Below are 25879 nucleotides of genomic sequence, written 5' to 3'. Positions count from 1 at the left end.
TGCTGCGCTTCATCTCGTCCGTCCTTGTCAGGGCCGGACTCTACTTCAGACTGGAGGAGGATTCCCACGGCAGGTCAATGGGCAGCAGAGAATTTTGAGTATCGTTTTCTTTATGGAAGGGTATTTTGGTCGTGAAAGCACACATGGCAAGCGACAGGTATTTCGTCTAGTCGGGATTGGCCAGAATAGCCCATATTATAATAAACGTTTTCTTGATTTGGATGAGGCTGACCAGCGCAAGATAAAACAAGCTGTTTTGAGGGCTGTAAATATTAGGCAGCTCGGCCCCGTTGGTGAGAGCACAAGCGCCTACCATATATTCGAGCGACTGAACACAGGCGGAACACCGCTTACACCACAAGAGATAAGAAACTGTGTATTTAGGGGGGCGCTTAGCTCGCTGCTTAAGACAGCCAACCTTAATGAACACTGGAGAACAATTCTTGGAAAGACAACACTGGATAAACACCAGAAAGATGTTGAGGTACTCCTTAGAGTGTTTTCCCTTGTCGGCTCTGTCAATCGATATGAGAAGCCGATGAAGGAGTTTCTAAATAAAACAATGAAGATGCACGACGGAGGCGACACAAAGAAAGTTAAGAAATTCTTCTCTATGTTTCCGCTTGTTACAAAACTAATTGCGGACACGCTGGGCGACAAGCCATTTCATTTGCGCGGCCCCCTTAATGTTTCTGCCCTTGACTCTGTCATGACGGTAGTTTTTGAAAACTATGACAAAATTACCAGCGATGACCTCTACAACGGATTTAACAACCTTACGAGTAGCGACGAGTTTCTCAGACTGACACAGCTCGGCACGACAGATACAAAGACCATGCAAGAACGAATTACTTTTGTTCGGTCATTTCTATTGGGGCAGTAAATGCCATACACGCCATACTTCAAACACGCCGATGATGTTGTTGGGCACCTCAATACTGTTGTCCCAGCAACCGCAAATCCCCTCATTAAAGCGAAGTATGTTGGCTTCGTGGCGGTGGCTGCCGTGACCGTCTATGAGTTGGCGATAAAGGGGATCTTCATTGAATTTGCTAGAAAAAAGCACAAGGTGCTTGGGAACTTTACAGAAGTACACTTCGATCAGATTAACGGAAGAATAAAAAGGGAAAATATAGTTAATGACTACTTAAAGAGATTTGGCGACAAATACGTTGACCGATTCAAGAAAAAAGTAGATGCAGCAGCTCACACCTATATGGCAAGCAACAGGAGGGATATAAAGAACTCGTACGCAAATCTTATTCTTTGGAGAAATGATTTTGCGCATGAAGGGCGATTGAGCGCTACAGCAACCTATGGAGATGTTGTTCAGGCTTACGAAGATGGTAAAGAAATTATCCGCTGCCTCTACGAGACGATGGTTCGTTAGTTATGCTCATTTTTGAGCATATTATAACATCCACTCGGGCAAGATAGGACCATGGACGAATTCCGGGGACACTTTACCGATCTCGTGACAACCTTCCGTCGCCTGCCACCCATTCGGGTCAGAACCGAACATGAAAATGGGCTGGCCAGTTGTGCACACCGGCCAGCCCCGCCCCGTCAAAAGGAAGCCTCGTGAGAGGGTGTATCACGTTCGGCGATACGCTCGCTCACCCACGCATCCACCTCAGCCAACACCCATGCGACCCGACCCGGCCCGAGGTTTACCCGCTTGGGAAATTTCCCCGCCGCTTCGAGCCGCCCGATGTGCTGGGGCGTGTACGGGATGCCGCAGACGCTCTTCAGCTCCTTCTTCGACACGAGCCGCTTTTCATACTGAAACATCGGATTTCTCCCTTTCGGGAGGCATCGCGATGCCTCGGTGAAAAAGCCGCACCGGTAGGCACGGAAAGGTTACTGCCGCCCTTCGAGGGAGTCGAGGGCTTCGATCCGCATTTTGCGCCCCCGTTTGTGCCCCCGTGGGCAAAAGGTAACAAAAAAGGTAACAGCCCAAACGCCCCATTGGGTAACGATTGGGTAACAGCTCGGAGGGGGAATTAGGCGGGCGTTGGGCTATGGCCCGGCGGCAAAAGGTAACGAGCGGCGCGGATGTTACCTTTTTTGTTACCTTTTCGGCCCAAAAAGCCAAAGGGGCTAGCCCTTGTAAGAGCTAACCCCTTGGATTTCCTTAGTCTCGATGGTAGCGGGAGAGGGACTTGAACCCCCGACCCCAGGATTATGATTCCCGTGCTCTAACCAGCTGAGCTACCCCGCCATCGCGTCGAGAGCGGCCGGTATAAATGGCTGGGCGGGGGGCTGTCAAGGGCTTCTCGCAGGCGCGATCCAGCCGCCGCCCAGCACGCGTTCTCCCTGGTAAAACACGCAGGCCTGACCGGTGGCGACGCCGTCTTCCGGTTGGTCCAGCACCACTTCGGCGCGGTCTCCGTCCAGGCGGCGCAGAACGGCCGGAGCCGGGGGCCGGGTGGAGCGCACCCGGACCTCGACGCGCAGCTCGCGCTCGGCACCGCCCAGCCAATTCACATCGCGAACCGTGACGCGGGAACACCCCAGCGCGTCCTTGGGGCCGACCACCACCCGGCCGGTGTCGGGCTCCAGCGCCACCACGTAGAGCGGCGGCCCGCCGCCCAGGCCAAGTCCCTTGCGTTGGCCGATGGTGTAGTGGACCAGGCCGCGATGGCGGCCCAGCACCTTGCCCGCCCGGTCGACGATCTCGCCCGGCCGGACCGCGTCGGGGCGCAGGCGCTCCACCAGGGACGCGTAGTCGCCGTCGGGGACGAAGCAGATGTCCTGGCTGTCGCGCTTGGCCGCCACGGGAAGATTGTGGCGCGCCGCGATGGCGCGGGTCTCGTCCTTGCTCATCATTCCCCCCAGGGGAAAGCGCAGGAAGTCCAGTTGTTCCCGGGTGGTGGCGAACAGGAAATAGCTTTGGTCGCGGGCGGGATCGGCGCCTTTCAGAAGTTCCGGGCCACCCGCCCCCATTCCACGGCGGACGTAATGGCCGGTGGCCAGGGCGTCGGCGCCCAGATCCTTGGCGGTGCCCAGCAGATCGCGGAACTTGACCGTCTGGTTGCACAACACGCAGGGAATCGGTGTCTCGCCCGCCGCATAGGAATCGGCGAAGCGTTCCATGACGTCGCGGCGGAAGGCCGCTTCGTAATCCAGCACGTAATGGGGAATGCCCAAGGCGTCGGCCACGGCGCGGGCGTCATGGATGTCCTTGCCGGCGCAGCAGGTATTGGGGCGGCAGGCGCCGCCGTGGCCCATGCTCGCCACGTCGTAGAGCTGGAGCGTCACTCCGACCACGTCGAAGCCCTGTTCCTTCAGCAGCGCCGCCGTGGCCGAGGAATCCACCCCGCCCGACATGGCCACCACCACGCGGGTGGCGCAAGCGGGCTTGTCGATGCCCAGCGCGTTGGTCATGGCGGAATGGCCGCGTTGAGCGCCTTCAGCGTCTTGGAGCGGAATTCGCGGCGATAGAGGACCAAGACCACCGCAAGGCTAGCGGCGACGAAAACACCTGGATGGATGAACCACGTCATCATGGCCAGGGCAAAGTAATAAGCCCGCAAGCCCCGATTGAAGCTGTTGGCCGCCAGGGCGTTGAGCTGGGCCGCATGCTCGGCGAAGGTATCCTTGGCGGCATCGGACGCTTGGGGCTCTGGCGCCGCCCCCATCAACACGCAACAGTAATTGAACTGGCGCAGCGACCAGGTGATCTGGAAGAAGGCATAGACGAAGACACCGGTCAGCAGCACCACCTTGGTCTCGAAGATGCCGCGCCCGGAGGCATGGATCAGCGGCAGATCCTGGACCACCGCATAGGCCTTGTCGCCCGAGCCCAGCAACGCCACCAGCCCACCCATGATCAGCACGCTGGCCGAGGCGAAGAACGAGACGCTGCGCATGAGATTGCCCAGCAGGGCGCTGTCGGTGACGCGCACCTCGCGGTCGCACAGATTGCGCATCCAGGTCAGGCGCAGGCGGGCGGTGGCCGCCTGCAGGGTGTGGCCTTTGCCGGTCAGCCGGTCGGCGACGACGGTATAGCCCGTCCACAGCGCGATGAAGAGCAGCAGGGCGGCCAGATCCAGGGGCGGCAGCAGGGTGAACATGGTCATTTGATCGTCAGCTCCTCCCGCTGGGAGAGGGGTGAACAGAAACCCTAATCCCGCTCGTCGATCCACGCCATCTGAATGGCTTCGAGAATCTTCTCGTTGGATTTGGCGGGATCGTCGTCGAAACCGTCAAGCGCCATGACCCAGCGATGCAGGTCGGTATAGCGCAGATTGACGTTGTCCACGCCGGGATGGGCCTCTTCCAGGGCGATGGCGATGTCGAGGGTATCGGACCACTTCATGGCCGAAGGCTCCCCTACTTCTTGTCGACGCTCATATTGCGGGTGGCCGCCGGCAGGGTGACGGTGAGCCCGTCCAGATCCTTGCTCATGATGATCTGACAGCCCAGGCGCGAGGTGGCGGTCAGGCCGAAGGCCAGATCCAGCATGTCTTCCTCGTCCTCGGTGGCGGGCTTCAGCTTGTCGTACCACGCCTTGTCGACGATGACGTGACAGGTGGAGCAGGCCAACGAGCCCTCGCAGGCGCCCTCCAGATCGATCTTGGCGTGATGGGCGATTTCCAGGACCGACAGGCCTTCGGCCGCCTCGACGTCCTTGGTGGTGCCGTCGGGGGCGATGAATGTCATCTTGGGCATAGTGAGCAGGCCTCTTTCTGTCTATTCGCCGAGGGCGTCGTCGAGCTTATCCACCGACACGCCCGCCAGGGCGGCCCGGATGCCACGATCCATCCGCCGTTCGGCGAAGGTCTTGGTGGCGGCTTCCAAAGCTTCCATGGCGGCGGTTACGGCGTCGCGATCGTTCGAGGCGATGGTTTGATCGACCCGTCCGATGGCGCTATCGATATCCTTTCGCTCGGCATCAGACAAGAGGTCTGAATCCACTTTCAGCGCCGCCTGGACCGCCAGGACCGAACGGCGGGCCTCGACGGCGGTTTCGGCGAACAGGCGCTGCTCCATGTCGTCCTTGGCGTGAACCAGGGAATCCCGCAGCATATTGGCCATCTCGTCATCGGTCAGACCATAGGACGGCTTGACCGCCACCTGCTGCTCGACGCCGGTGGTGGCCTCGCTTGCCGCCACCGTCAGCAGCCCGTCGGCATCCACCGTGAAGGTCACGCGGATGCGCGCCGCCCCGGCCGCCATATTGGGGATGCCGCGCAGCACGAAGCGGGCCAGCGAGCGGCATTGGTCCACCATCTCGCGCTCGCCCTGCAGCACATGGATGGCCATGGCGGTCTGGCCGTCCTGATAGGTGGTGAATTCCTGGGCCATGGCCACCGGGATGGGGGTGTTGCGCGGAATCACCTTTTCCACGATGCCGCCCATGGTCTCGATGCCGAGGCTCAGCGGCGTCACGTCCAGCAGCAGGGTATCCGAGCCGATGGTCAGCGCCTCGGCCTGCAGGGCGGCACCCACCGCCACCACTTCGTCGGGATTGATGTCGGCCAGCGGATCCAGCCCGAAGATATCCTTCACCTTGCGGCGGATCAGCGGCATGCGGGTGGAGCCGCCCACCAGCACCACGCCCTTGATCTCGGAGACCTCGATCCCGGCGTCCTCGATGACGTTGCGGCAGATGCCGACGGTGCGTTCCGCCAGCGGCGCCGCCAGCGCTTCCAACTGGTCGCGGGTCATCTTGTGGCGCGACGGCTTGCCGTCCACCTCGATGACCCAGTCGCCCTCGCGGCGGCTGGACAGGCATTCCTTGGCGACGCGGGCCGCCGCCAGGGCCTGCTTGGCCTCGCCCTCGGTGATGGTTTCCGCGCCGTGCTCGGCGGTGCGCTCGGCCAGGAAGCGTTCGGCGATGGCATGGTCGATATCGTCGCCGCCCAGCGAGGCGTCGCCGCCGGTGGCCTTGACCTGGAACACGCCCTTTTCCATGCGCAGGATCGAGACGTCGAAGGTACCGCCGCCCAGATCATAGACCACATAAAGCCCTTCCGCCGCGTTATCCAGGCCATAGGCCAGAGCGGCGGCTGTGGGCTCGTTGACCAGCCGGAGGACTTCCAGACCGGCCAGGCGGGCGGCGTCCTTGGTGGCGGTGCGGGCGGCGTCGTCGAAATAGGCGGGAACCGTGACCACGGCGCGGTCCACCGTCTTGCCCTGAGCCGCCTCGGCGCGGGCCTTGACGGCGCGCAGGATATCGGCCGAGACCTCGACCGGCGTCAGGGTGCGCCCCGCCACCGACAGCCGCACCATGCCGCCATCGGCGGCCACGTCCAGCTTGAACGGCAAGGTGCCGGCCAGAGTCTTCAGATCCTCGGTGCCGCGCCCCATCAGCCGCTTGACCGAGCTGACCACCCGGTCGGGATATTCCAGCAGCATGCGCCGTGCATCCTGTCCGACGGTGATCTCGCCATCGGCGGCGTAATAGACCACCGAGGGGATCAATCCCTTGCCGTCGGCGTCGCGCAAGACCTCGGTATCGCCATCCCTGGCCACCGCCACCACCGAATTGGTGGTCCCGAGATCAATACCCACGGCAAGGCCGCGCTCGGACTCGTGCGGCGCCGGGCTCTCGCCGGGTTCGTGCAACTGCAACAACATGCTAGGGCAACCTCGTGATGCGGGATTTCTTGGAGCGGGCCTCTTCGGCCAGCTTGACCAGATATTTCAGCCGGATGGAAAGGTGCGACGCCTCGTCCAGATTGCCCGAATTGAAGGCGGCCGAAATATGGCACTGGCAGGCAATGACCTCGGACTCGTTTTCCATGGCCAGCTTGGCGACCTGTTCCGGGGTGGTGGCCTCGGACAGGGCTTCGCGCTTTTCCATCTGCTCCATCAGCAATTCACGGTCGTTGATGGTGCCGCAGGCGGTCAGGTCCACCGGATGGCCCAGCAGGCCCAGCAGATAGGCGGCGCGCTTCAAGGGATCCTTCAAGGTCTCGTAGGCTTCGTTCAGGGCGGTGGCCTGGCTTTGCGACAGCGCCTTTTCCCGGGCGGACTTGGCGGCGAAGCGATCGGGATGCAGTCGGCGCTGGAACCCGAAATACTGGGTCTGCAACTGGTCCTGGTCGATATCGAAGCTGGGCGTCATCCCTAAGCGGGAATAATGGTCGATGGCGCCCGGCCCCTGGACGGCGCCGCAGACCGAGCAGAACAGGGCGCGCGTCGCCACCGGCCCCTTGCAGGACCAGCACGGCGATACGGCGGCGACAGCGGATGCGTTCATGGCGTTTTCTCTAGAATACCATCGTCATTCCCGCGAAAGCGGGATTCCATGTGTCCAGCGGCACAACAACAGGCATCCGGCATATGGCTTGTCCCCACCATGGACCCCCGCCTGCGCGGGGGTGACGACCTTAAGATGACTAGACGTGGAACGACTCGCCGCAGCCGCAGCGTCCCTTTTCGTTGGGATTGCGGAACACGAAGCCCGACTGCATCTTCTCTTCGACGTAGTCCATCTCGGTCCCCAGGATGAACATGGTCGCCTTGGGGTCGATCAGGACGGTGACGCCCTTGTCCTCGACGATCTCGTCGAACTGAGTCTTTTCGTCGGCGTATTCCAGGGTATAGGACATGCCGGAGCAGCCCTTGGAGCGGACGCCGATGCGGATGCCGACCGAGGGCTTGCCGCGCTTGGCGAGCATGCTCTTGACCCGTTCGGCGGCGGCATCGGTTATGGTCATGGGTGCGGGTGCCATGGCATACCCCCTTTCTTCTTTATTCAAGCGTCTCTCAATCGCCGAGCGGGGTTCTCCGAACCCCTTGGCTTTCGCGCCATGTGGCGCGGCGGCCGTCGGCCTTGCCTCCGAACGCAGGATTGCGCTCGTCGGTTCGTGTTCGCGGCGGAGACCTACTCCGCCGCCTCTTCGTCCTTGCCCGACTTCTTCTTGTAATCGGCGATGGCGGCCTTGATAGCATCCTCGGCGAGAACCGAACAATGGATCTTGACCGGCGGCAGCGCCAGTTCCTGGGCGATGTCGGTGTTCTTGATGGAGGCCGCCTCGTCCAGGGTCTTGCCCTTGACCCACTCGGTCACCAGCGAGCTCGACGCGATGGCCGAGCCGCAGCCGAAGGTCTTGAACTTGGCGTCCTCGATGATGCCTTCGGCGCTCACCTTGATTTGCAGCTTCATCACGTCGCCGCAGGCCGGAGCGCCGACCAATCCGGTGCCGACCGCCCCGTCGTCCTTGTCGAGAGCGCCCACATTGCGGGGGTGCTCGTAGTGGTCGATGACCTTGTCGCTATACGCCATAACCTGCCTCCAAACGTCCAACCGGTGGGTTACACCGGAATCATTCTAAAATCATACCACGTCCGGTGCCCGGACGTGCAGTCTTAGTGCTCGGCCCACTGGATCGACTTGATGTCGACGCCGTCCAGATGCATGTCCCACAGCGGGCTCATGGCACGCAGATGCTCCACCGCCTCGACGATATGGTCGATGGCGAAGTCGATGTCCTCGCCCGAGGTGAAGCGTCCCAGCCCGAAGCGCAGCGAGGTATGGGCCATCTCCACGTCGACGCCCAGGGCGCGCAGCACATAGGACGGCTCCAGCGAGGCCGAGGTGCATGCCGATCCCGACGAGACCGCCAGTTCCTTGACCCCCATCATCAGCCCCTCGCCCTCGACGAAGGCGAAGGAGATGTTGAGATTGCCGGGAATGCGGTTGTCCAGGTCGCCGTTGACATAGATCTCCGGCAGCCGCTGCCGCAGCCCGCCCAGCAGGCGATTGCGCAATCCGGTCAGCCGTTCGGCCTCGGACGCCATCTCCGCCTGCGCGATGGCGCAGGCCTCGCCGATGCCGACGCACAAGGGCGTGGGCAGGGTGCCCGAGCGCATGCCGCGCTCCTGGCCGCCGCCGGTGATCAGCGGCACCAGCCGCACGCGGGGACGGCGGCGCACGAACAGGGCGCCGATGCCCTTGGGGCCATAGATCTTATGCCCGGAGATGCTCATGAGGTCGATATTCATGGCGTTGACGTCCAGCGGGATCTTTCCCACCGCCTGGGCGCAATCGGTATGGAAGAAGGCGCCCTTCTTGCGACACAGGGCGCCGATCTCGGCCAGGGGCTGGATGACGCCGATCTCGTTGTTCACCGCCATGACCGACACGATGGCGGTCTGATCGGTGATGGCGGCTTCCAACTCGGCCAGATCGATCAGGCCGTTGGCCTGGACCGGCAGATAGGTGACCTGGAAGCCTTCCTGTTCGAGATAACGGCAGGTATCGAGCACGCATTTGTGCTCGGTCACCACGGTGACGATGTGGTTCTTCTTGTCCTTGTAGAAATGCGCCACGCCCTTGAGCGCCAGATTGTTGGACTCGGTGGCGCCCGAGGTGAAGATCACCTCCTTGGCATCGGCGCCGATGATGGCGGCGATCTGCTCGCGGGCCTTTTCCACCGCCTCTTCCGCTTCCCAGCCGTAGAGGTGGTTGCGCGAATGGGGATTGCCGAATTTCTCGGTGAACCAGGGCAGCATGGCCTCGACCACCCGCGGGTCGCACGGCGTGGTGGCCTGATAGTCCAGGTAGACGGGAGCACCTTTCGGGCGCGACAGGGTCGGACAGGGCTTGGCGCCGATTGCGGTCATAAGATCAGTCCCTTCTTCTTCATCTTCTTCGTCGTGGTCTTACTTCAGGCGGCCGCGGCCGCCCCATTCACCGTGTAACCCTTGCGCCGCGCCAGTTCGGCCCAGGCGGCAAGGAAACAGTCCACATCCTCGGAGCGGGTGTCCCGCCCCATGCTGATCCGGATGGCCGAGCCCCGAATTTCGGGCTCCAGGCCCATGGCCGCCAGCACCCGGCTTTCCGTGACCTTGCCCGACGAGCAGGCCGCCCCGGCGCTCACCGCCACGCCGGCCAGATCCAGCGCCATCACCTGGGTTTGCCCCGCCAATCCCGGCAAGGCCAGGCAGGTGGTGTTGGGCAGACGCGCCACGGCTTGGCCGATCACCCGGGCCTCGGGCACCATCCTCGCCGCCTCGCGTTCCAGCCGATCACGCAATCCGCATATCTCCGATATGGTGTCGCCGCCCGACAAATCATCCCCGGCCAAGGCGGCGGCGGTTCCGAAGCCGACAATACCCGACAAATTCTCTGTGCCGGCCCGACGCCGACGCTCCTGCCCACCACCTAGCAAGATTGGTGCCATTCTAAACTCAGGATCCGCCATGACCACGGCACCGACGCCGGACGGCCCGCCCATTTTATGAGCGGACAGCGTCAAAAAATCAGCATTAAAATACCGAATTGAAAGTTTCATGCGCCCGACCGCCTGGGCGGCGTCGCAGTGAAACAGGGCGCCACGGGCATGGCAAAGGGCTGCGGCCTCGGCCACCGGCTGGATGATTCCGGTCTCGTTATTGGCCAGCATCAGCGACACCAGGGCGAGGCCGGATTCGGCGGCCAGCATGGCGTCCAGCGCCGCGAGGTCGACAATTCCATTACCGTCGACGGGAATGATCCGGTCGATTCCGGCATCGAGAACCGAGGGGTGCTCCACCGCCGACGCCATGCGGATGATCCGGCCACAACCGGCCAGGACCAAGGCGTTGGCCTCGGTGCCGCCGGAGGTGAAGATCACCCCGGCGGGATCGGCCTCCACCAGGGCGGCGACCTGGGCGCGGGCTTGCTCGATTCGCTGGCGGGCCGCCCGGCCGGAAGCGTGGATGGAGGACGGATTTCCGCCATGCAGCAGGGCCTCGGCCACCGCCGCCGCCACCTCGGGGCGCGCCGGTGCTCCGGCGTTATGATCGAGGTAGACGGCCCTGCTCACGGTTCCTTATCCCCTTTCCGCTACTGGGCGGCGACGGCCCCGGCGGTGCCGGTTCCGCCGTGGAACATGCCCGAACTGCCCAGGATGCGGCGTTCGCACACATCGGCCAGGGACACCGAGCTGAGATAGAGATAAATCTGGTTGCCGAGCTCTTCCCACAAATCATGGGTCAGGCAGCGTCCCTTGTTGTTATGGCAGCCCGCCGGCGAGCCGGGCGAGCAGCGCGTCGTCTGGATTGGTTCGTCAACCGCCAGGATAATGTCGGAGATGCGCGTTTGTTGTGGGATTCGCGACAACAGATAGCCGCCCCCCGGACCGCGCACGCTTTTCACCAATCCGCCCTTGCGGAGCTTTCCGAACAACTGCTCCAGATAGGACAGTGAAATTTCCTGACGCTCGGCGATATCGGCGAGCGCCACCGGGCTTCCCTGCGAATGGCTGGCCAGATCGACCATGGCCATGACGGCATAGCGTCCCTTGGTGCTGAGTTTCACGATCCGATCTCCCTGTTATTGGCCGCAGCGACCGAGATCGCCTGGGCCGGATTACTGCTCGGCTTCGAATTGGCCTTTTTGGTGGTTGCGGGTTTTTTGCCCGTATCCGCCCGGATTGGCTCCGGGTCGGCGGCCCCCGCGGGCTTTGCCGCGTCATGGGGCAGCATGCGTTCGATCTGGCAGCAGGCCTCGCTGGGATGGCCGTGCAATTCGGTTTCCAATTCCTGCACCCGCTCCAGCAGCGCGCTGACCTGGCCGCGCACCGAATCGATGGCGCGCACCACCGGATCGGGCAAGTCGCCGTCCGACAGGCCATAGGCGCAGAACTCGCCTTCCTGGCGGCGCATGACCATGCGGGCCGGAATGCCGACCATGGTGACGCCGGGCGGCACGTCGGTCAGCACCACCGCATTGGCGCCGATGCGCGCCCCCTTGCCCACGGTGATGGGGCCCAGCACCTGGGCGCCGGAGCCGACGATGACGCCGTCTTCCAAGGTGGGATGGCGCTTGCCCTTATGCAGCGAGGTGCCGCCCAGGGTCACGCCGTGATAGAGGGTGACGTCGGCGCCGATCACCGCCGTCTCGCCGATCACCACGCCGGTGCCGTGATCGATGAAGAAGCGCGGCCCCAGGGTAGCGGCGGGATGAATCTCGATGCCGGTGAAGATCTTGCCAAGATGCGAGATGAAGCGGCCCAGCACCCTGTACCCCCTCTTCCAACACCATTGCGACGCCCGATGGATCATGACCGCGTGCAAGCCGGGATAGCACAAAACCACTTCCAACCAGGAATGGGCCGCCGGGTCGCGATGACGAATGGCCGCGATATCTTCTTTAAGACTCTTGAAAAGCATAGCTCTCAATATGTTAATGTACGCCACGACATCGGCGCGGTCGTCAGGGGGGAGCCCATCGGGTGGCGTCGATACCAATGAAGGTGAATATAGGATGTCCGACAAGGCTGGTCAAGTTTGCCCGGCCGCAATCCTGAAATTTATACGGATTTTCCCCGATCGCTGAGCTTGGTTATACAAGCCGTATCGGGCAATGGAGTTTTATGGTGAGCCATGCCTGAAGTCATTTTCAACGGACCCGACGGACGCCTGGAAGGGCGCTACCATCATGGAAAATCGCCCAGCGCGCCCTTGGCGCTGCTGCTGCACCCGCATCCGCAGCATGGCGGCACCATGAACAACAAGGTGGTCTATGCCTTGTATCATGCCTTCGTCCGTCGTGGTTTCTCGACGCTGCGCTTCAACTTCCGCGGCGTCGGCCGCAGCCAGGGCAAGTTCGACAACGGCCAGGGAGAATTGTCCGATGCCGCCTCGGCGCTGGACTGGATGCAGAGCTTCAACCCCAATGCCAGCGCCTGCTGGGTCGGCGGCTTCTCGTTCGGCGCCTGGATCGGCATGCAACTGCTGATGCGCCGCCCCGAGATCGACGGCTTCGTCTCGGTGGCGCCGCCCGCCAATGTGTTCGACTTCTCGTTCCTGGCCCCCTGCCCCTCCTCGGGCCTGATCGTGCACGGCAGCGCCGACGATCTGGTCCCCGAGCCGACGGTGGCCAAGCTGGCGACCAAGCTGGCGACCCAGCGCAATATCCGGGTCAAGTACCAGACCATCGAGGGCGCCAACCACTTCTTCGGCACCCATCTGGAAACCCTGGGCGAGATGGTTGACACCTATCTGTCCGACGCCATCCGCGTCGCCGCCCCGGAACCGGTGCGCGAACCGGAACTGGCCGTGGCCCTGCCGTAAGGAAACAGCCCCCGTCCCAAAAGACGGGGGCGTCCGGGATAAGGAGGGGGGCCGGTTTCAATCGGCTGCGAAAAAACGCGTTCTCGCCCCCCCCTTTTATCGTCACCCCCGCGCAGGCGGGGGTCCATGCTGACGCAAGGCCAGGCTTTAGCGACAAAATATTGAGCGCCTGATGCGTGGAGTCCCGCTTTCGCGGGAATGACGGGGATTTTCCGCCCCTGTTAAATCCGCCCGATCTCATCCTTGGCCCGAGTCCGCCTGAATTTCAGCGGCTCGCCTTCGGCATGGGACTCGCAAAGGAATCACCACCAAGGCACCCCGAACACCAAGAGGCCGACACGGTTCGTCGCCCTCCGTCATGCCCGGACCCGTTCCGGACATCCACGCCCATCCGCCTGAATTATTGTTTCACAACACTTTGCAGCGAAACCGCGAGGGCGGCCGGGACACATCCGGCCATTAGAATTAAGTGCAGTGGCACCGTACCCACCACCGTAACCCCGGTAACTGCGTTACCGTCTCGACCGCCTTTGGTAACGAGTTACCGCATTGCGGTGACAGGATCGAATCGCCTGCGCGGCCCTAATAGCCGTTTCCGAGCGCCAGGCACAGACCAGAGCACATTGCCTCAATCACCTGGATCGCCGAAATAAGCCCAGTCGGAAACGACAACTTTCTCGGCAGTCGTGGGCCGCGAAAAGCAAAAGGGCGCCTCGCTTCCCCGCGACGCCCTCCCCTCGTATCCCAAACCCCGTCCCATACGACGGGGGCTTTTTTCTACCGGGCGCAGCTTGCCGCCGCCAGTTGCTTCCACTCCGATGATTTCTTGCCGCGTCCCACCGATGTCACGTCGACGATATGGGCGATGAAGACCCGTGCCTTATGGGGGCGCACCACGTCGCACATATAATTGGCGAACTGGTCCCACGAGATATTGGCGTTCTTGACCACCACCCAGAGATTGCCGCGATCGTCGATAGAGGCGTCGAGAACGCCCGGCCGCGAGCGGGCCGCCGCCAGGGCGCTGTCCTGGTCGGCCAGGGCCAGGCTCGGCGTCGCCAGCAGGATGAGGGCGGCCACGAAGGATCTCAGTCGCATTTGGGTCTCCTACACTCTGTGAACCCGGCCGCCGCCCAGGGGGCGGGGCGCGCCGGTGGTTTCCGGATAGGTGATGGGCAGGCCTCGCGCGGCGCGGACGGCGAGGAAGGCGAAGGCCTGGGCCTCCATGGCGTCACCGTCCCAGCCCACCGCTTCCACCGGCTCCACCGGCAGTCCCAATTGCGAAGTCAGCGCCATCATGATGACTTTATTATGGCGGCCGCCGCCGCAGATCAGCCAGCGCTCGGCCGCCGCCGGGAAATGGCGGGCGGCGGCCGAGACCGCGGCGGCCGTGAAACCGGCCAGGGTAGCGGCGCCGTCGGCGGCCTCCATGCCCGCCACCAGAGCGGCGGCGAAAGCGGCGAAGTCGTCGCGGTCCAGCGATTTCGGCGGCGTCCTGGCGAAATAGGGATGGGTCAGGAATTCGGCGATCTTGCCGGTGTTCATCCGCCCGGTGGCGGCCAGACTTCCGCCGTCGTCCAGCGCCTTGCCGGTATGGCGCAGCATCCAGTCGTCGATCAGGGCATTGCCGGGGCCGGTATCGAAGGCCAATAGCCCGCCATCGGCCCCGATCCCAGCCTTACCGATCCCAGCCTTACCGATCCCAGCCTTACCGATCCAGGTAATATTGCCGACGCCGCCCAGGTTGAGCACCGCCAGCGGCGTCTTCAAGCCTTGCGCCAAGGCCCGGTGGAACACCGGCACCAAAGGCGCGCCCTGGCCGCCCTGGGCCACGTCGTCGCTGCGGAATTCATTGACCACGGTGATGCCGGTCGCGGCCGCCAGCAAGGCGCCGTCGCCGATTTGCCAGGTGCGGCGTTCCTCGGGGCGATGGGCGATGGTATGGCCGTGAAAGCCGATCAGCCCGACCTGGGCGGCATCCACGCCCGCTTCCCGCAGCAGGCGCTTGACCACCTCGGCATGGAACAGGGTGAGGTCGCGCTCGACCCCCGCCACGTCGCCGACACCGCCGAGGATGGCGCGCAACGCCTCGCGCCGCTCCGGCGGATAGGGCACGGTGAGGCTGGGGCCGAGACGTTCGACCGCTTCGCCGTCGGTCTCCACCAGGGCGGCGTCAACGCCGTCCAGGGAGGTTCCGCTCATCAGGCCCAAAGCCAGCATGGCACCCTCGGATTGTCGCACTGTCCGGATTGTGATAAACGAGCGGCCTCGCAGCAGCAAGCCATACAGGCCTCACATGACCAGTCTCAAGTCCGATTTCCTGCGCACCATCACCGAGCGCGGCTATATGCACCAGTGCACCGACCTGGACGCGCTGGACAAGCGCCTGTCCGAGACCTGCTCGGCGGCCTATATCGGCTTCGACTGCACGGCGTCCTCGCTGCATGTGGGCTCGCTGATGCAGATCATGCTGCTGCGCTGGTGGCAGAAGACCGGCCACAAGCCCATCGTGCTGATGGGCGGCGGCACCACCCGCATCGGCGACCCGTCCGGCAAGGACGAGGCCCGCAAGATGCTGACCGACGCCGATATCACCCGCAACATGGACGGCATCAAGTCGGTGTTCGGCAAGTATCTGACCTTCGGATCGGGCAAGACCGATGCGGTGATGGTCAACAACGCCGACTGGCTGGACAAGCTGAACTATATCGACTTCCTGCGCGATTACGGCCACCACTTCACCATCAACCGCATGCTGACCTTTGATTCGGTCAAGCTGCGGCTGGAACGCGAGCAGCCGCTCACCTTCCTGGAATTCAACTACATGCTGTTGCAGGGCTACGACTTCGTGGAACTGTACCGCCGCAACACCTGCATCCTGCAGATGGGCGGCTCGGACCAGTGGGGCAACATCATCAACGGCGTCGAGCTGGGCCGCCGCGCCGATCAGGCCGAGCTGTACGGCCTGACCAGCCCGCTGCTGACCACGTCTTCGGGCGCCAAGATGGGCAAGACCGCCCAGGGTGCCGTCTGGCTGAACGCCGACGCCCTGTCGCCGTGGGAGTTCTGGCAGTACTGGCGCAACACCGAGGACGCCGATGTGGGCCGCTTCCTCAAGCTGTTCACCGAACTGCCGCTGGACGAGATCGCCCGGCTTGAGGCTTTGCAGGGCGCCGAGATCAACGAGGCCAAGAAGATCCTGGCCAACGAGGTCACCAAGCTGGCCCATGGCGAATCCGCCGCGCAGGAAGCCGCCGAGACGGCGCGCAAGACCTTCGAGGAAGGCGCCGCCGCCGCCAATCTGCCCACCATCGAGATTCCCGCCGCCGAACTGGCCGCCGGAATTCCCGCCTTTGCCCTGTTCGTGCGCGCAGGTCTGGCCGAATCCAACGGCGACGCCAAGCGCCTGATCAAAGGCGGCGGCGGCAAGGTCAACGATGCCGCCCTGACCAGCGAGACCCAGGCGGTGGGGACCAACGATCTAAAGGACGGCGTCCTGAAACTGACGGCGGGCAAGAAGCGTCACATCCTGGTGAAGCCGGTCTGAGCGGGCGGGACGCCCGCCCCCTCCTTAAAGCTCCACCCCCAGTTCGGCCGCCAGCAAGGGCACCATGGCCACCGAGGCGTCGCGGGTGGACACCCACCCGCCGTCGTTATGGGCGAAGTGATAGGCGCCGCTCTTGGGCGACGACACCCAAATCTCGCGATTGGGGGTGTGCTTGTTGATCACCCATTGGCCGACGCCGGGCAGGGTGATGGTCAGGATGCCCGACTGAATATCGGCATCGGCCTTGTCCAGGGCATCTTCCACCGCGTCGGCGATGTGCTCGATCAGCTGATCGGCCAGGGAAACGAAGCGGCTTTCGTCGAGGCTCATTCCAGGTTCTCCATCATCAAGGCGGCGATGTTAGACCGATTTGCGCCATGGGGTGAAGGATGGCTTGCACCGGCCCGGCGTTTTGGCTATAGAGGCGCCTTCGATTTGCGGAGCTTTGCGCTATGAAGGACAACATTCACCCCGACTACCACGAAATCAACGTGGTCATGACGGACGGCACCGAGTTCAAGACTCGTTCGACCATGGGCAAGGCCGGCGATACCATTCGCCTGGACATCGACCCCAAGTCCCACCCGGCTTGGACCGGCGTGCATCGTCTGGTCGATACTGGCGGCCAGCTCGCCAAGTTCAAGAAGCGCTTCGACGGCTTTGGAATCAAGTCCACCAACAGCTGAGTTCGAAATCCGGTCGGCGGCCGTTTGGCCGCCGCCGCTGCTTTTCCCAAGTCCTCAGAACCTGTGTCATAGTGGTCGGCCGGCAACTTGTCGGCTGAAGGCGTTTGCTATGGACATCACTTGCCGAAGGGGTTAGAGCAAGTCTAGGGATTATTGGGCTGTCGCATGATTATCGTCCACTTCGAAGTCTACGTCCAAGAGAACCGTGGCTGGATGCTCCACGCCCGTTTTCCGCGACTCGAACGTGACGAGGCCGTTCGCGAAGCCAAGGAATTGGAAAGCACCCTGGGCATCCGGGTGAAGGTAGTCCGCGAGACCTACAATACCGATTCCAATCAGATGGACGAGGCCGAGGTCTATATCAGCGGCCACAATATCCAGCCCAAGAAGGGTGGACTGCCAGCGGGCGGCGGCTATTCCAGGCCCGGCGCTACGGCCGAAGTTGGCCGCAAGGCCAGCGGTCCGGCCGCCAAGAAGACGGCGGCCATGGTCGCGGCGCAACGCGCCAAGGCCCGTGCCGACACCGCCGGAATGGTGAAAGTCCTGTTTCGCCTGCTGATCGTCTTGTTGGTGGCGGTGGGTTTTGCCCTGGGCGCCCTGCGGCTGGTCCCGTCCGTGGTCAGCTTCCTGTACGAATATGGGTTCCGGGTCACCCCCGACGAATACGGCCAATTGCTGTTCGCCGTGTTCATCGGCGTCCTATTGCTGACCGGCGTGCCGCTGGGGCTGCGCATGATTCCGCGCAATGCCAATATCGCCTTGCGGCGGCCCAATATGAATTGGGGAGGATCACAGCCGACGCAGCGGCAAGCCACCGACGCCAAGCTCAAGAAATCCCTGGACAAACTGGCCGCCGAAGCCGCCTGGGAGCAGATCCCCGACAAATGGGCCGATGACGATGACGATACCGCCGACATTTCCCCGGCGGCTTCCCCCGACGACAACCTGCCTGAAATTCGGCCCGATCTGGACGATGAGCCGCCGCCGCTGGTCCCTCAATCCGCCGAACCGACCATGGCCGCCACCTCGGTGGATGCCCTCCCCTCCACTCCGGAACTGGAATCCTCGCAGGCGGTCACCGACCGCTTCGTGGGAAAGGCGTTGGACATCATTCGCCAGCAGACCGCCTCGCCCGACAAATACACCCTGTTCGGCCTCAACCTCTACATGGCGGGCGCGGTTCAAAGCATCGCCACCGTCAACAAGATGGATTCCAACGGCCAGCGCAAGCTGCTGAAGGCCATCATCCAGAAGCTGGGCACCCCGTCCGACCAAGCGGCCGCCTTCTACGAGAAGGTTCCCGATTACGCCCGCGAGACCAAATACGGCCGCATGATCCTGGCGGGCAAGTCGGCCATGGAGTCTTGGACCGCCGGTGACGAAATGACACCGCAGATCACGCTCCAGACCTCGCTGAAGGACTGGAACAAGCCGACCAGCGAGAAGAAGTCCTCCATCATGACGGTGATGTTCACCGACATGGTCGGCTCCACCGACCTGACCCAGGCGCGCGGCGACGTGGCCGCCCAGGAGATCGTGCGCAAGCACAACGCCATCGTGCGAACGGCGCTGACCCAGTTCGCCGGTCACGAGGTCAAGCATACCGGCGATGGGATCATGGCCTCCTTCGCCTCGGCGGCCAACGCGGTGGACGCAACCATCCAGATTCAGCGCCAGGTGGCGACCCATAACGAGAAGCAGCCCAATCTGCCGCTACATCTGCGCATCGGACTGAATTCCGGCGAGCCGATCCAGGAAGAGGACGACCTGTTCGGTTCCACCGTCCAGTTGGCCGCCCGCGTCTGCGCCGCCACCTTGTCGGATCAGACCCTATGCACCCAGGTGGTCAAGGATTTGGCGGGCTCGAAGCCCATTCCCTGGGGCAATGCCGGCATGCATTCCCTCAAAGGCTTTCGCGATCCCTTCCAGCTTTGGGAAGTGCCCTGGTAGGGGTTTCAGTGCAGCACGCGCCGCACAAGCATTTCCTCCAATCGCGCCACCCGCACGTAAAGCCGGAAACTGCGATCCATCAAGCTGCGCAGTCCCCGGGGTAGAGCGGCGTCGCCGCTGTGACTCTCGTCCAGGCAGACCCCGCCACCCGACAGGCGGTAATGCTCTTCCAGCGCCGCCTCGGCGCTCAGTTCGCCCTGATGAACCGCCCGCTGCATCAGCAGCCACGCCATGACCTGGGTCAGTCTCGAGGTTACCCGCAGAGCCTCGCAGCTCATGCGCAGCCCGGCCATGGCCCCGACCCTGACACGCTCGCGGCGTTCCACATAGCGCATGTAATTACGGGCCTCGACCATGAGATCCATGGCTTCATCGTAGGTCTTGAGGAAGAAAGCGGGTTGCTGCATGCGCATTCTCCTGACCGTCGAGGTTCCGAAAGCCGACCCGAAGCCGTCTTCCGTTCAAACTTGGCCAAGGACATGTCCGTCCTTCCGATTCAAGGTGACACTTGCCCGGATATTCTTCAACAACCCGATAGAGCTTTTTTTGCCAACACCCTGCCCCCGATGCTGACATCTGTCGGGCGATGAATGCGAACAAACAAAATAAAAATTTCGATAAAATTGTTATGTTAAGGCGATCACTGAATGATTCACAAAACATAACTACAGTATAGCTATGACTTAATTCTAGGTATTTGGCGGGTGCATCATGCGGTACGTAATCCACGAAAGCTTCGACAAGAGTGAGCTTAACCGCTACTTCGAATCCGACATGTTCCCCAAGGTCGGCCAGGCCATTAAGACCCGCACCGGCAAATGGTACCGCATCAAGGATGTGGGGTGGACCATGGACGCGTTCGACCACCACCCCAACATCCAGGTGCTTCTCAAGCGGATTCAATAGGCCTGCTATTTGGAATCGGGAAAGAACAACTGCTCACCGTCGATCTTGAAGCCCGCGATGGCCGCTTGGCCCTTCGGTCCGGTCAGCCAGCGATGCCAGACGACCGCATCCGCCGCCTTGATGCCGGCATGGCGGGCCGGATTGACCAGAATACTGCCATAGGGATTGAACAGCGACCTGTCGCCCTCGGACACGATCACCAGGGACTGGCGGTTCTTGAAGCCCGCCCAGGTGCCGCGATCGGCCAAGGCGTAGGCATTCATCCCGGCGGCGGTGTTCAGCGTCGGCCCCATGCCCGAGCCGAGTTCACGATACCAGCCGGAACCGGCGGCCTTCACATCGACCCCCGCCGACTTCCAGATGCGCAGTTCCGAACGATGCGTCCCCGAATCATCGCCGCGCGAGGCGAAGGGCGCCTTGGTGGCGGCGATGCGCTTGAAGGCCTCGGCCACCGAAGGGGCGCCCTTGACTCCGGCCGGGTCGGCCTTTGGCCCCACCACCACGAAGTCGTTATACATGACGTCGCGGCGATCGATGCCGAATCCCTCGGCGACGAATTTGTCCTCGCCCGCCCGGTCATGCACCAACAGGGCGTCGGCGTCGCCGCGCTCGCCCAGTTTGAGGGCTTGGCCGGTTCCCACCGCCACCACTCGCACCCAAATGCCCGTCTCCGCCCTGAACATGGGCAGCAGATGGCCGAACAGCCCCGACTGGTCGGTGGAGGTGGTGGAAGCCAGGGTAATGAAGCGCTCCTGGGCACTCACCTGCGGCGCCGCGCAGAACAGCATGGCCGCGACAATCATGATCCGTTTCAGCATACCAATTCTCCCGCAAGGAAAGCCCTGGCCTGCCCGCTGACAGGCCCTTTGAAGAAGGTTGCGGCGGGGGACGCCTCGATCAGTTGCCCCCGCGACAGGAAAATCACTTCGTCGGCCAGCCGCCGCGCCTGACCGAGATCATGGGTCGTCATGACGATCTTGACGCCCGCGACATGGAAGTCGTGAATGGCCATCTCCACCGCCAGGGTCGAGGATGGGTCCAAGGCCGAGGTCGGCTCGTCCAGGAACAGAATATCGGGTTCCATGGCCCAGGCCCGCGCCAGGGCCAGGCGCTGTTGCTCGCCGCCCGACAGCACCCTGGCCGGTCGCGCCGCCAGATCGGCCAGGCCGAAGCGGTCCAGCGCCGCCATGGCCGCTTCGGCGCGCGCCACCAAGGGCATGCCCAGCAGCCCCAACACATAGGTGACGTTGGCGAAGGCGGAACGGCGCAATAACACCGGCCGCTGGAACACCATGGCCTGGCGGCGGCGCAACGCCTGTTCGGCCAGACCGGAAGCACCGCCCCAACGCAAAAGTCCCTCGGTCGGCTCCAGCAAGCCGTGGCACAGCCGCAGCAACAGGCTCTTTCCCGCGCCGTTGGGCCCAAGCACGATGGTGCGCGTTCCCGCTTCCAGCCGTAGACTTACCCCCTGAAGCAGACGACGTCCCTGCACGGCATATCCGACCCCGTCCAGTTCAAGCGGCAGTATGCTGTCGGTCTCCCGGTTCACCCCATCCTCCGACGGGCGACGTGGCCCAGCAGGAAGACCGCGGCATTCACCGCCGTCACCAATCCGATCAGGATGATCCCCAACCCCAGCGCCAGCGCCAGATCGCCCTTGCTGGTCTCCAGGGCGATGGCGGTGGTCATGGTGCGCGTCACGCCGTTGATGTTGCCGCCGACGATCATCACCGCCCCCACCTCGGCGGAAGCGCGACCGAAGCCCGCCAGAATGGCGGTCAGCAGGCTGAAGCGGCCGTCCCACAGCAAGGTGGCGACCACCGCCGGACGCGACGCCCCCAGCGAACGCAGTTGCTCGCCGTATTCCTCCCACAGATCGGCCACCACCTGGCGCGACAGCGCGGCCACGATGGGCAGCACCAGGACCGTCTGCGCCGCCACCATGGCCGAGGGCGTGAACAGCAGCCCGAACTCTCCCAGCGGCCCAGCCCGCGACAGCAGCAGATAGACGACAAGGCCCACCACCACCGGCGGCAATCCCATGCAGGCGTTGATGGCCACCACCAGCGCCCCGCGCCCGGGAAAATCGGACAAGGCCAGCAGCGCCCCCAATGGCAAGCCGATGACCGCCGCCAGCAGCACGGCGGAGCCGGACACCAGCACCGAAAGCCGCACGATGACGAGCATCTGCGGATCGAGTGAGGTCACCAGCGCCATGGCGCTGGACAGGGCGGCGGCAAGATCGAGCATGGAACTCCCGTTTTCTTGCTCCATTGTGCATTCTTTGCGGATGACTGTTAAGAAACGAATGACCCTGCAGAGCCTGTGGTCGGCCCCTGCCGCGAACTCCTTGCGTTCGGACGCCCATTTCCGCTAAGTCACGCGCTCCCGCTCATGCCATCAGGACTTGCCATGACCACGTCAGTTCCCAAGGTCGGTATCGTCAGCCTCGGCTGCGCCAAGGCGCTGGTGGATTCCGAGCGCATCCTGACCCGCCTTCGGGCCGAGGGCTACGACATCTCCGACAGCTATGACGGCGCCGATGTGGTGATCGTCAATACCTGCGGCTTCCTGGATTCCGCCCGCGCCGAATCCTTGGAGGCCATCGGCGAGGCTTTGGCGGAGAACGGCAAGGTCATCGTCACCGGCTGCATGGGCGGCGACGAGAAGACCATCCGCGCGCTCCACCCCTCGGTGCTGTCGGTGACCGGGCCGCATCAGTATCAGGCGGTGGTCGAGGCGGTGCACGGCGTGGTGCCGCCCCAGCACGACCCCAAGCAGTCGCTGGTGCCGCCGGAAGGCCTGCATCTGACGCCCAGCCACTACGCCTATCTGAAGATTTCCGAGGGCTGCCACAACAGCTGCTCGTTCTGCATCATTCCCGACATCCGCGGCCCGCTGGCCTCGCGCCCCATCGCCGAGGTGCTGGGCGAGGCCGAGCGCCTTGCCGAGGCGGGCGTGCGCGAACTGCTGGTGATCTCCCAGGATACCAGCGCCTACGGCCTGGATCTGCGCCACGCCGAGGGCCAGTGGCGCGGCCGCCCGCTACGCACCCACCTGACCGACCTGGCCTCGGCGCTGGGCGATCTGGGCATTTGGATCCGCCTGCACTACGTCTACCCCTATCCCCATGTGGACGAGGTCATTCCCCTGATGGCCGAGGGCAAGATCCTGCCCTATCTGGACATCCCCTTCCAGCACGCCAGCCCCAATGTCTTGAAGGCCATGCGGCGCCCGGCCAACCAGGAAAAGGTGTTGGGGCGGATTAGGTCTTGGCGCGAGACCTGCCCCGATCTGGCCATCCGCTCCACCTTCATCGTCGGCTTCCCCGGCGAGACCGAGGACGACTTCGAATCCCTGCTGGATTGGCTGGACGAAGCCCAGCTGGACCGGGTCGGCTGCTTCAAATACGAGAATGTCCGGGGCGCCCAGGCCAATACCCTTGCCGATCACGTGGACGAGGACGTCAAGGAGGAGCGCCACCAGCGCTTCATGGAAGCCGCCCGCCAGATCGCCGATGCACGGGCAAGCGCCAAGGTGGGCACGGTGGTGGACGTGATCATCGACGAAGTGGACGAGGAAGGCGCCATCGGCCGCACCAAATCCGACAGCCCCGAGGTGGACGGCGAGGTCTATATCAACGGCGAAACCGATCTGTCTCCCGGCGACGTGGTCGAGGTCAAGGTGGAAGCGGCCGAGGACTACGACCTGTGGGGCGAAGTGGTGGGGCGCAAACCCGCCCCTCGGCCCAGGTTCATGCGCTAGCGGGGGGCCGCGAAAGGGCTTTTATTCGCGCCTCAAAGCAGCTTCACCACGAAAAAGCCGCCCACCAGCACCACCACGAACACCGTGGTCACCAGCTTCAACCGGGTTTCCACGAAATCGCGGATGGGCGGGCCGAACTTCCACAACAGCGCCGCCACCATGAAGAACCGCATGCCACGGGCCAGGATGGATGCAAAGGTGAACTTCATCAGGTCGAAGTCGAAGGCGCCCGCCGTAATGGTCACCAGCTTGTAGGGAATGGGCGTCATCCCCTTGATGATGATGAACCACACGCCCCATTCGTCGATGATCGGCTTCAAGGCCAGGAACTTGTCCTGAAGGTGGAAGGCTCCCAGAATGGCGGCGCCGATGCTGTCCATGGCGAAATAGCCGATGGCGTAGCCGAGATAGCCGCCGACAACCGAGGAGATCGTGCAGACCAGCGCGACGCGCAGCCACTGGGTCGGCGCCGCGATGACCATGGGAATCAGCATGACGTCGGGCGGGATGGGGAAGAACGAGCTTTCGATGAATGAGACCGCCGCAAGCCACCAGATGGCGCGCCGGTCCGCCGCCTTGGCCATCATCCAATCATAGATCCGCGTCAACATCGCCAGTCCTCCATCGGGTCGCGGAGGTTTAGCAGTGGTTGGCACCCAGGGCAATGGCTGGAATTCATCGCCTTTCCGGCGGCCACGGAGTCCGCATGCAAGGCTCCGCTTACCGTTCCAACCGGCGGATATTCCTGCATGCGCGAAGTCGATCCGGCGTTTCTGGGATCCATCCGGTGGGGAACCATCAACACCCATCCGGCACTGCCGCCATTCAATCGCGGCTGCCACCACTCCTTCTGGGGCATCATGGAGGTGACTCCGCTGGGCGCCACCCTGCACTGGATGGATCAGTGGCAGGACAGGCGTTTCCTGGTGCGGGCCAGCATCGAGCCGGTCTCAGAGGCTTGAAGCGGCCCGCGATCCGAGCGACGGGTGTACGGTCCTAGGGGGAGAATCTCATGGTGACGCGGCGCCCGCCTCGGGAATGAGACAGACGACGGCAGGCCGCCCTGATCTCGGCGAGTCCTCGTCCGCTGGGGGCGGTGACGCTTGCGGCGGGATTGGTCGAGGCCGCGTGAAAGCCCGGCCCTTCGTCCTCCACGGAAAGAATCAGGCTTTCGCCGCGCCAACGGGCGATAATGGTGACCGGCCGCGACGCGTGGACCGGGTCGGCGCCCCGCCGTGCCATCAAATCGGCAAAGGCTCCCAGATCGGCGGCTTTGGCTCGCAGCCCACTCCCGACTTCCAGATTGCCATGCAGCACCGCATTGCCCACCGCCTCTTGCAAGGCGGTGCATAGTTCCGCCTGGTGAACCGCCAGCCTTGGCTGGCGTCGACACAGGGCCTGGCTGATGGGGCCCGCCACGTCGTGATGCAGAAGGGTCGCGGTGGCAACGCGGACAAGGAGATCAGCCCGACACGATCGCAAGCCCACCAGCGGCCGGGCACAGCCCAGATCGATGGCGGCCACCACGCTTCCGTCAAGAATGGCGCCCAGGGAACCGGCGGCGGCATCATCGAACAGCGCGACCAGACCGCCGCCTTCGGTGCAAAGAAGTGGCGTGGCGGCGAGACGGTCAACGATGGTCTGACTGCGCAATCCATCCGCAGAGTGAACGATCGTCCCCGCCCTGCCGTTTGTCACTTCAACTCGAACAGTGTGTGGAAGGCCGCACGCTCCAGAGCGGCGCGGACCATGCCCGCGGCACCGTGGATGACGACCTTGGTCTTGTCCGCGGCGGCGGCGTCGTAGATATGGACGAACAGACTCATACCGGTGGAATCGATGAAGTCCAGTTGGCCGACGTGAAAGTCCCACCGCTCCTTGTTGGACGACGCCAGTTCGCCCAAAATCGCGGAGAACACCGATGCTTCGGTAAAGGTCAATCGGCCAATGAGATTGATTTCAGTGCCCGTAGCCGTGGTCTTGATGCCGTAGGTGATGTTTGTCATGTCTC

At 63.2% G+C, this 25879-nt stretch carries 32 protein-coding genes and 1 tRNA gene; 9 read left to right on the top strand and 24 right to left on the bottom strand.

All coding sequences use genetic code 11. From position 1 onward, the window contains the following. On the top strand, positions 1–883 hold an 883-nt coding region (locus CU669_RS13705), incomplete at its 5' end, for a GmrSD restriction endonuclease domain-containing protein (protein WP_112145651.1). Further along, positions 884–1390 carry a HEPN domain-containing protein gene (locus tag CU669_RS13700; RefSeq protein WP_112145625.1) on the top strand — a complete coding sequence of 169 codons (507 nt, stop codon included), beginning with the start codon at positions 884–886 and terminating at the stop codon, positions 1388–1390. 176 nt (positions 1391–1566) lie between these two features. On the opposite strand, the gene CU669_RS13695 is transcribed toward CU669_RS13700, so the two are convergent. The 14 genes from CU669_RS13695 to cysE all read right to left on the bottom strand — a co-directional run bounded on the left by CU669_RS13695 (position 1567) and on the right by cysE (position 12111). Beyond that, positions 1567–1791 (bottom strand): helix-turn-helix transcriptional regulator, encoded by a 225-nt coding sequence (locus tag CU669_RS13695; RefSeq protein ID WP_112145623.1) that lies wholly within the window; start codon positions 1789–1791, stop codon positions 1567–1569. Positions 1792–2144: 353 nt separating this feature from the next. Beyond that, a tRNA-Met gene (locus CU669_RS13690) sits at positions 2145–2221 on the bottom strand. A gap of 44 nt (positions 2222–2265) precedes the next feature. Further along, positions 2266–3387, bottom strand: coding sequence for a tRNA 2-thiouridine(34) synthase MnmA (gene mnmA / locus CU669_RS13685; RefSeq protein WP_112145621.1), 1122 nt, complete (start codon positions 3385–3387; stop codon positions 2266–2268). Further along, a complete protein-coding gene (locus CU669_RS13680) occupies positions 3384–4082 on the bottom strand; it encodes a DUF599 domain-containing protein (protein ID WP_112145619.1) in 699 nt (232 codons plus the stop codon). The genes mnmA and CU669_RS13680 overlap by 4 nt, the downstream gene beginning before the upstream one ends. A 44-nt stretch (positions 4083–4126) precedes the next feature. Beyond that, entirely contained in the window at positions 4127–4321 is a 195-nt protein-coding gene (gene iscX, locus CU669_RS13675; protein ID WP_112145617.1) for a Fe-S cluster assembly protein IscX, read from the bottom strand. 14 nt (positions 4322–4335) lie between these two features. Continuing rightward, positions 4336–4674, bottom strand: coding sequence for a ferredoxin family 2Fe-2S iron-sulfur cluster binding protein (locus CU669_RS13670; RefSeq protein WP_112145615.1), 339 nt, complete (start codon positions 4672–4674; stop codon positions 4336–4338). A 21-nt stretch (positions 4675–4695) separates the two neighbouring features. Then, positions 4696–6585: a Fe-S protein assembly chaperone HscA gene (hscA, locus tag CU669_RS13665; RefSeq protein ID WP_112145613.1), complete on the bottom strand. Its 1890-nt coding sequence runs from the start codon at positions 6583–6585 to the stop codon at positions 4696–4698. A gap of 1 nt (position 6586) precedes the next feature. Next, entirely contained in the window at positions 6587–7210 is a 624-nt protein-coding gene (gene hscB, locus CU669_RS13660; RefSeq protein ID WP_112145611.1) for a Fe-S protein assembly co-chaperone HscB, read from the bottom strand. Between the two features lie 139 nt (positions 7211–7349). Next, positions 7350–7685 carry a HesB/IscA family protein gene (locus tag CU669_RS13655; RefSeq protein WP_112145609.1) on the bottom strand — a complete coding sequence of 112 codons (336 nt, stop codon included), beginning with the start codon at positions 7683–7685 and terminating at the stop codon, positions 7350–7352. Positions 7686–7837: 152 nt separating this feature from the next. Further along, positions 7838–8239, bottom strand: a complete 402-nt coding sequence (gene iscU / locus CU669_RS13650; protein WP_112145606.1) for a Fe-S cluster assembly scaffold IscU — start codon at positions 8237–8239, stop codon at positions 7838–7840. A gap of 83 nt (positions 8240–8322) precedes the next feature. Beyond that, positions 8323–9579 (bottom strand): IscS subfamily cysteine desulfurase, encoded by a 1257-nt coding sequence (locus CU669_RS13645; RefSeq protein WP_112145604.1) that lies wholly within the window; start codon positions 9577–9579, stop codon positions 8323–8325. Positions 9580–9623: 44 nt separating this feature from the next. After that, positions 9624–10763, bottom strand: coding sequence for a cysteine desulfurase family protein (locus CU669_RS13640; protein ID WP_112145603.1), 1140 nt, complete (start codon positions 10761–10763; stop codon positions 9624–9626). 20 nt (positions 10764–10783) lie between these two features. Then, on the bottom strand, positions 10784–11257 hold the full coding sequence (locus tag CU669_RS13635; RefSeq protein ID WP_112145601.1) for an Rrf2 family transcriptional regulator: 474 nt from the start codon (positions 11255–11257) through the stop codon (positions 10784–10786). Continuing rightward, positions 11254–12111, bottom strand: a complete 858-nt coding sequence (gene cysE / locus CU669_RS13630; protein ID WP_112145599.1) for a serine O-acetyltransferase — start codon at positions 12109–12111, stop codon at positions 11254–11256. Before cysE ends, CU669_RS13635 begins: the two co-directional genes overlap by 4 nt. A gap of 213 nt (positions 12112–12324) precedes the next feature. On the opposite strand from cysE, the gene CU669_RS13625 reads away from it, so the two are divergent. Continuing rightward, positions 12325–13014: an alpha/beta hydrolase gene (locus CU669_RS13625; protein ID WP_112145597.1), complete on the top strand. Its 690-nt coding sequence runs from the start codon at positions 12325–12327 to the stop codon at positions 13012–13014. 777 nt (positions 13015–13791) lie between these two features. On the opposite strand, the gene CU669_RS13620 is transcribed toward CU669_RS13625, so the two are convergent. Both CU669_RS13620 and CU669_RS13615 read right to left on the bottom strand, forming a co-directional pair. After that, positions 13792–14112: a hypothetical protein gene (locus CU669_RS13620; protein WP_112145595.1), complete on the bottom strand. Its 321-nt coding sequence runs from the start codon at positions 14110–14112 to the stop codon at positions 13792–13794. A gap of 9 nt (positions 14113–14121) precedes the next feature. Then, on the bottom strand, positions 14122–15234 hold the full coding sequence (locus CU669_RS13615) for an anhydro-N-acetylmuramic acid kinase (RefSeq protein WP_112145593.1): 1113 nt from the start codon (positions 15232–15234) through the stop codon (positions 14122–14124). Between the two features lie 76 nt (positions 15235–15310). On the opposite strand from CU669_RS13615, the gene tyrS reads away from it, so the two are divergent. After that, on the top strand, positions 15311–16561 hold the full coding sequence (gene tyrS / locus CU669_RS13610; RefSeq protein ID WP_112145591.1) for a tyrosine--tRNA ligase: 1251 nt from the start codon (positions 15311–15313) through the stop codon (positions 16559–16561). Between the two features lie 24 nt (positions 16562–16585). Here the strand turns inward: tyrS and cyaY are convergent, their stop codons facing one another. Further along, positions 16586–16891, bottom strand: a complete 306-nt coding sequence (cyaY, locus tag CU669_RS13605; RefSeq protein WP_112145589.1) for an iron donor protein CyaY — start codon at positions 16889–16891, stop codon at positions 16586–16588. Positions 16892–17013: 122 nt separating this feature from the next. Between cyaY and rpmE the strand changes: the two genes are divergently transcribed. Together rpmE and CU669_RS13595 are read left to right on the top strand one after the other, a co-directional pair. Next, positions 17014–17247 (top strand): 50S ribosomal protein L31, encoded by a 234-nt coding sequence (rpmE, locus tag CU669_RS13600; protein WP_112145587.1) that lies wholly within the window; start codon positions 17014–17016, stop codon positions 17245–17247. 165 nt (positions 17248–17412) lie between these two features. Beyond that, positions 17413–19197, top strand: coding sequence for an adenylate/guanylate cyclase domain-containing protein (locus CU669_RS13595; protein ID WP_112145586.1), 1785 nt, complete (start codon positions 17413–17415; stop codon positions 19195–19197). Between the two features lie 5 nt (positions 19198–19202). On the opposite strand, the gene CU669_RS13590 is transcribed toward CU669_RS13595, so the two are convergent. After that, positions 19203–19604: a DUF1465 family protein gene (locus tag CU669_RS13590; RefSeq protein ID WP_112145649.1), complete on the bottom strand. Its 402-nt coding sequence runs from the start codon at positions 19602–19604 to the stop codon at positions 19203–19205. A 304-nt stretch (positions 19605–19908) separates the two neighbouring features. Between CU669_RS13590 and CU669_RS13585 the strand changes: the two genes are divergently transcribed. After that, positions 19909–20103 carry a hypothetical protein gene (locus tag CU669_RS13585; RefSeq protein WP_112145584.1) on the top strand — a complete coding sequence of 65 codons (195 nt, stop codon included), beginning with the start codon at positions 19909–19911 and terminating at the stop codon, positions 20101–20103. Positions 20104–20108: 5 nt separating this feature from the next. On the opposite strand, the gene CU669_RS13580 is transcribed toward CU669_RS13585, so the two are convergent. From CU669_RS13580 to CU669_RS13570, 3 genes are read right to left on the bottom strand one after another with little or no spacing between them, the layout of a single operon-like run. Continuing rightward, complete coding sequence (locus CU669_RS13580) at positions 20109–20921, bottom strand: substrate-binding domain-containing protein (protein ID WP_112145582.1); 813 nt, start codon at positions 20919–20921, stop codon at positions 20109–20111. Then, complete coding sequence (locus tag CU669_RS13575; RefSeq protein ID WP_112145580.1) at positions 20915–21652, bottom strand: ATP-binding cassette domain-containing protein; 738 nt, start codon at positions 21650–21652, stop codon at positions 20915–20917. Before CU669_RS13575 ends, CU669_RS13580 begins: the two co-directional genes overlap by 7 nt. After that, positions 21649–22353 carry an ABC transporter permease gene (locus CU669_RS13570; RefSeq protein ID WP_112145578.1) on the bottom strand — a complete coding sequence of 235 codons (705 nt, stop codon included), beginning with the start codon at positions 22351–22353 and terminating at the stop codon, positions 21649–21651. The genes CU669_RS13575 and CU669_RS13570 overlap by 4 nt, the downstream gene beginning before the upstream one ends. Positions 22354–22515: 162 nt before the next feature. Between CU669_RS13570 and rimO the strand changes: the two genes are divergently transcribed. Beyond that, complete coding sequence (gene rimO, locus CU669_RS13565) at positions 22516–23868, top strand: 30S ribosomal protein S12 methylthiotransferase RimO (protein WP_112145576.1); 1353 nt, start codon at positions 22516–22518, stop codon at positions 23866–23868. A gap of 32 nt (positions 23869–23900) precedes the next feature. On the opposite strand, the gene CU669_RS13560 is transcribed toward rimO, so the two are convergent. Beyond that, positions 23901–24479, bottom strand: a complete 579-nt coding sequence (locus CU669_RS13560) for a YqaA family protein (RefSeq protein ID WP_112145574.1) — start codon at positions 24477–24479, stop codon at positions 23901–23903. 138 nt (positions 24480–24617) lie between these two features. Here CU669_RS13560 and CU669_RS13555 point away from each other — a divergent pair, with 138 nt between their 5' ends. Then, positions 24618–24830 (top strand): hypothetical protein, encoded by a 213-nt coding sequence (locus CU669_RS13555; protein WP_112145571.1) that lies wholly within the window; start codon positions 24618–24620, stop codon positions 24828–24830. Positions 24831–24864: 34 nt separating this feature from the next. On the opposite strand, the gene CU669_RS13550 is transcribed toward CU669_RS13555, so the two are convergent. Next, on the bottom strand, positions 24865–25521 hold the full coding sequence (locus tag CU669_RS13550) for an ATP-binding protein (RefSeq protein ID WP_161539668.1): 657 nt from the start codon (positions 25519–25521) through the stop codon (positions 24865–24867). A 41-nt stretch (positions 25522–25562) separates the two neighbouring features. Further along, positions 25563–25874, bottom strand: a complete 312-nt coding sequence (locus tag CU669_RS13545; protein WP_112145566.1) for an STAS domain-containing protein — start codon at positions 25872–25874, stop codon at positions 25563–25565. Between the last annotated feature and the right edge of the window lie 5 nt (positions 25875–25879).

The sequence above is a fragment of the Paramagnetospirillum kuznetsovii genome (assembly GCF_003284725.1).
Taxonomy (GTDB): Bacteria; Pseudomonadota; Alphaproteobacteria; order Rhodospirillales; family Magnetospirillaceae; genus Phaeospirillum; species Phaeospirillum kuznetsovii.
This window is presented reverse-complemented; position numbering and strand designations above follow the sequence as displayed.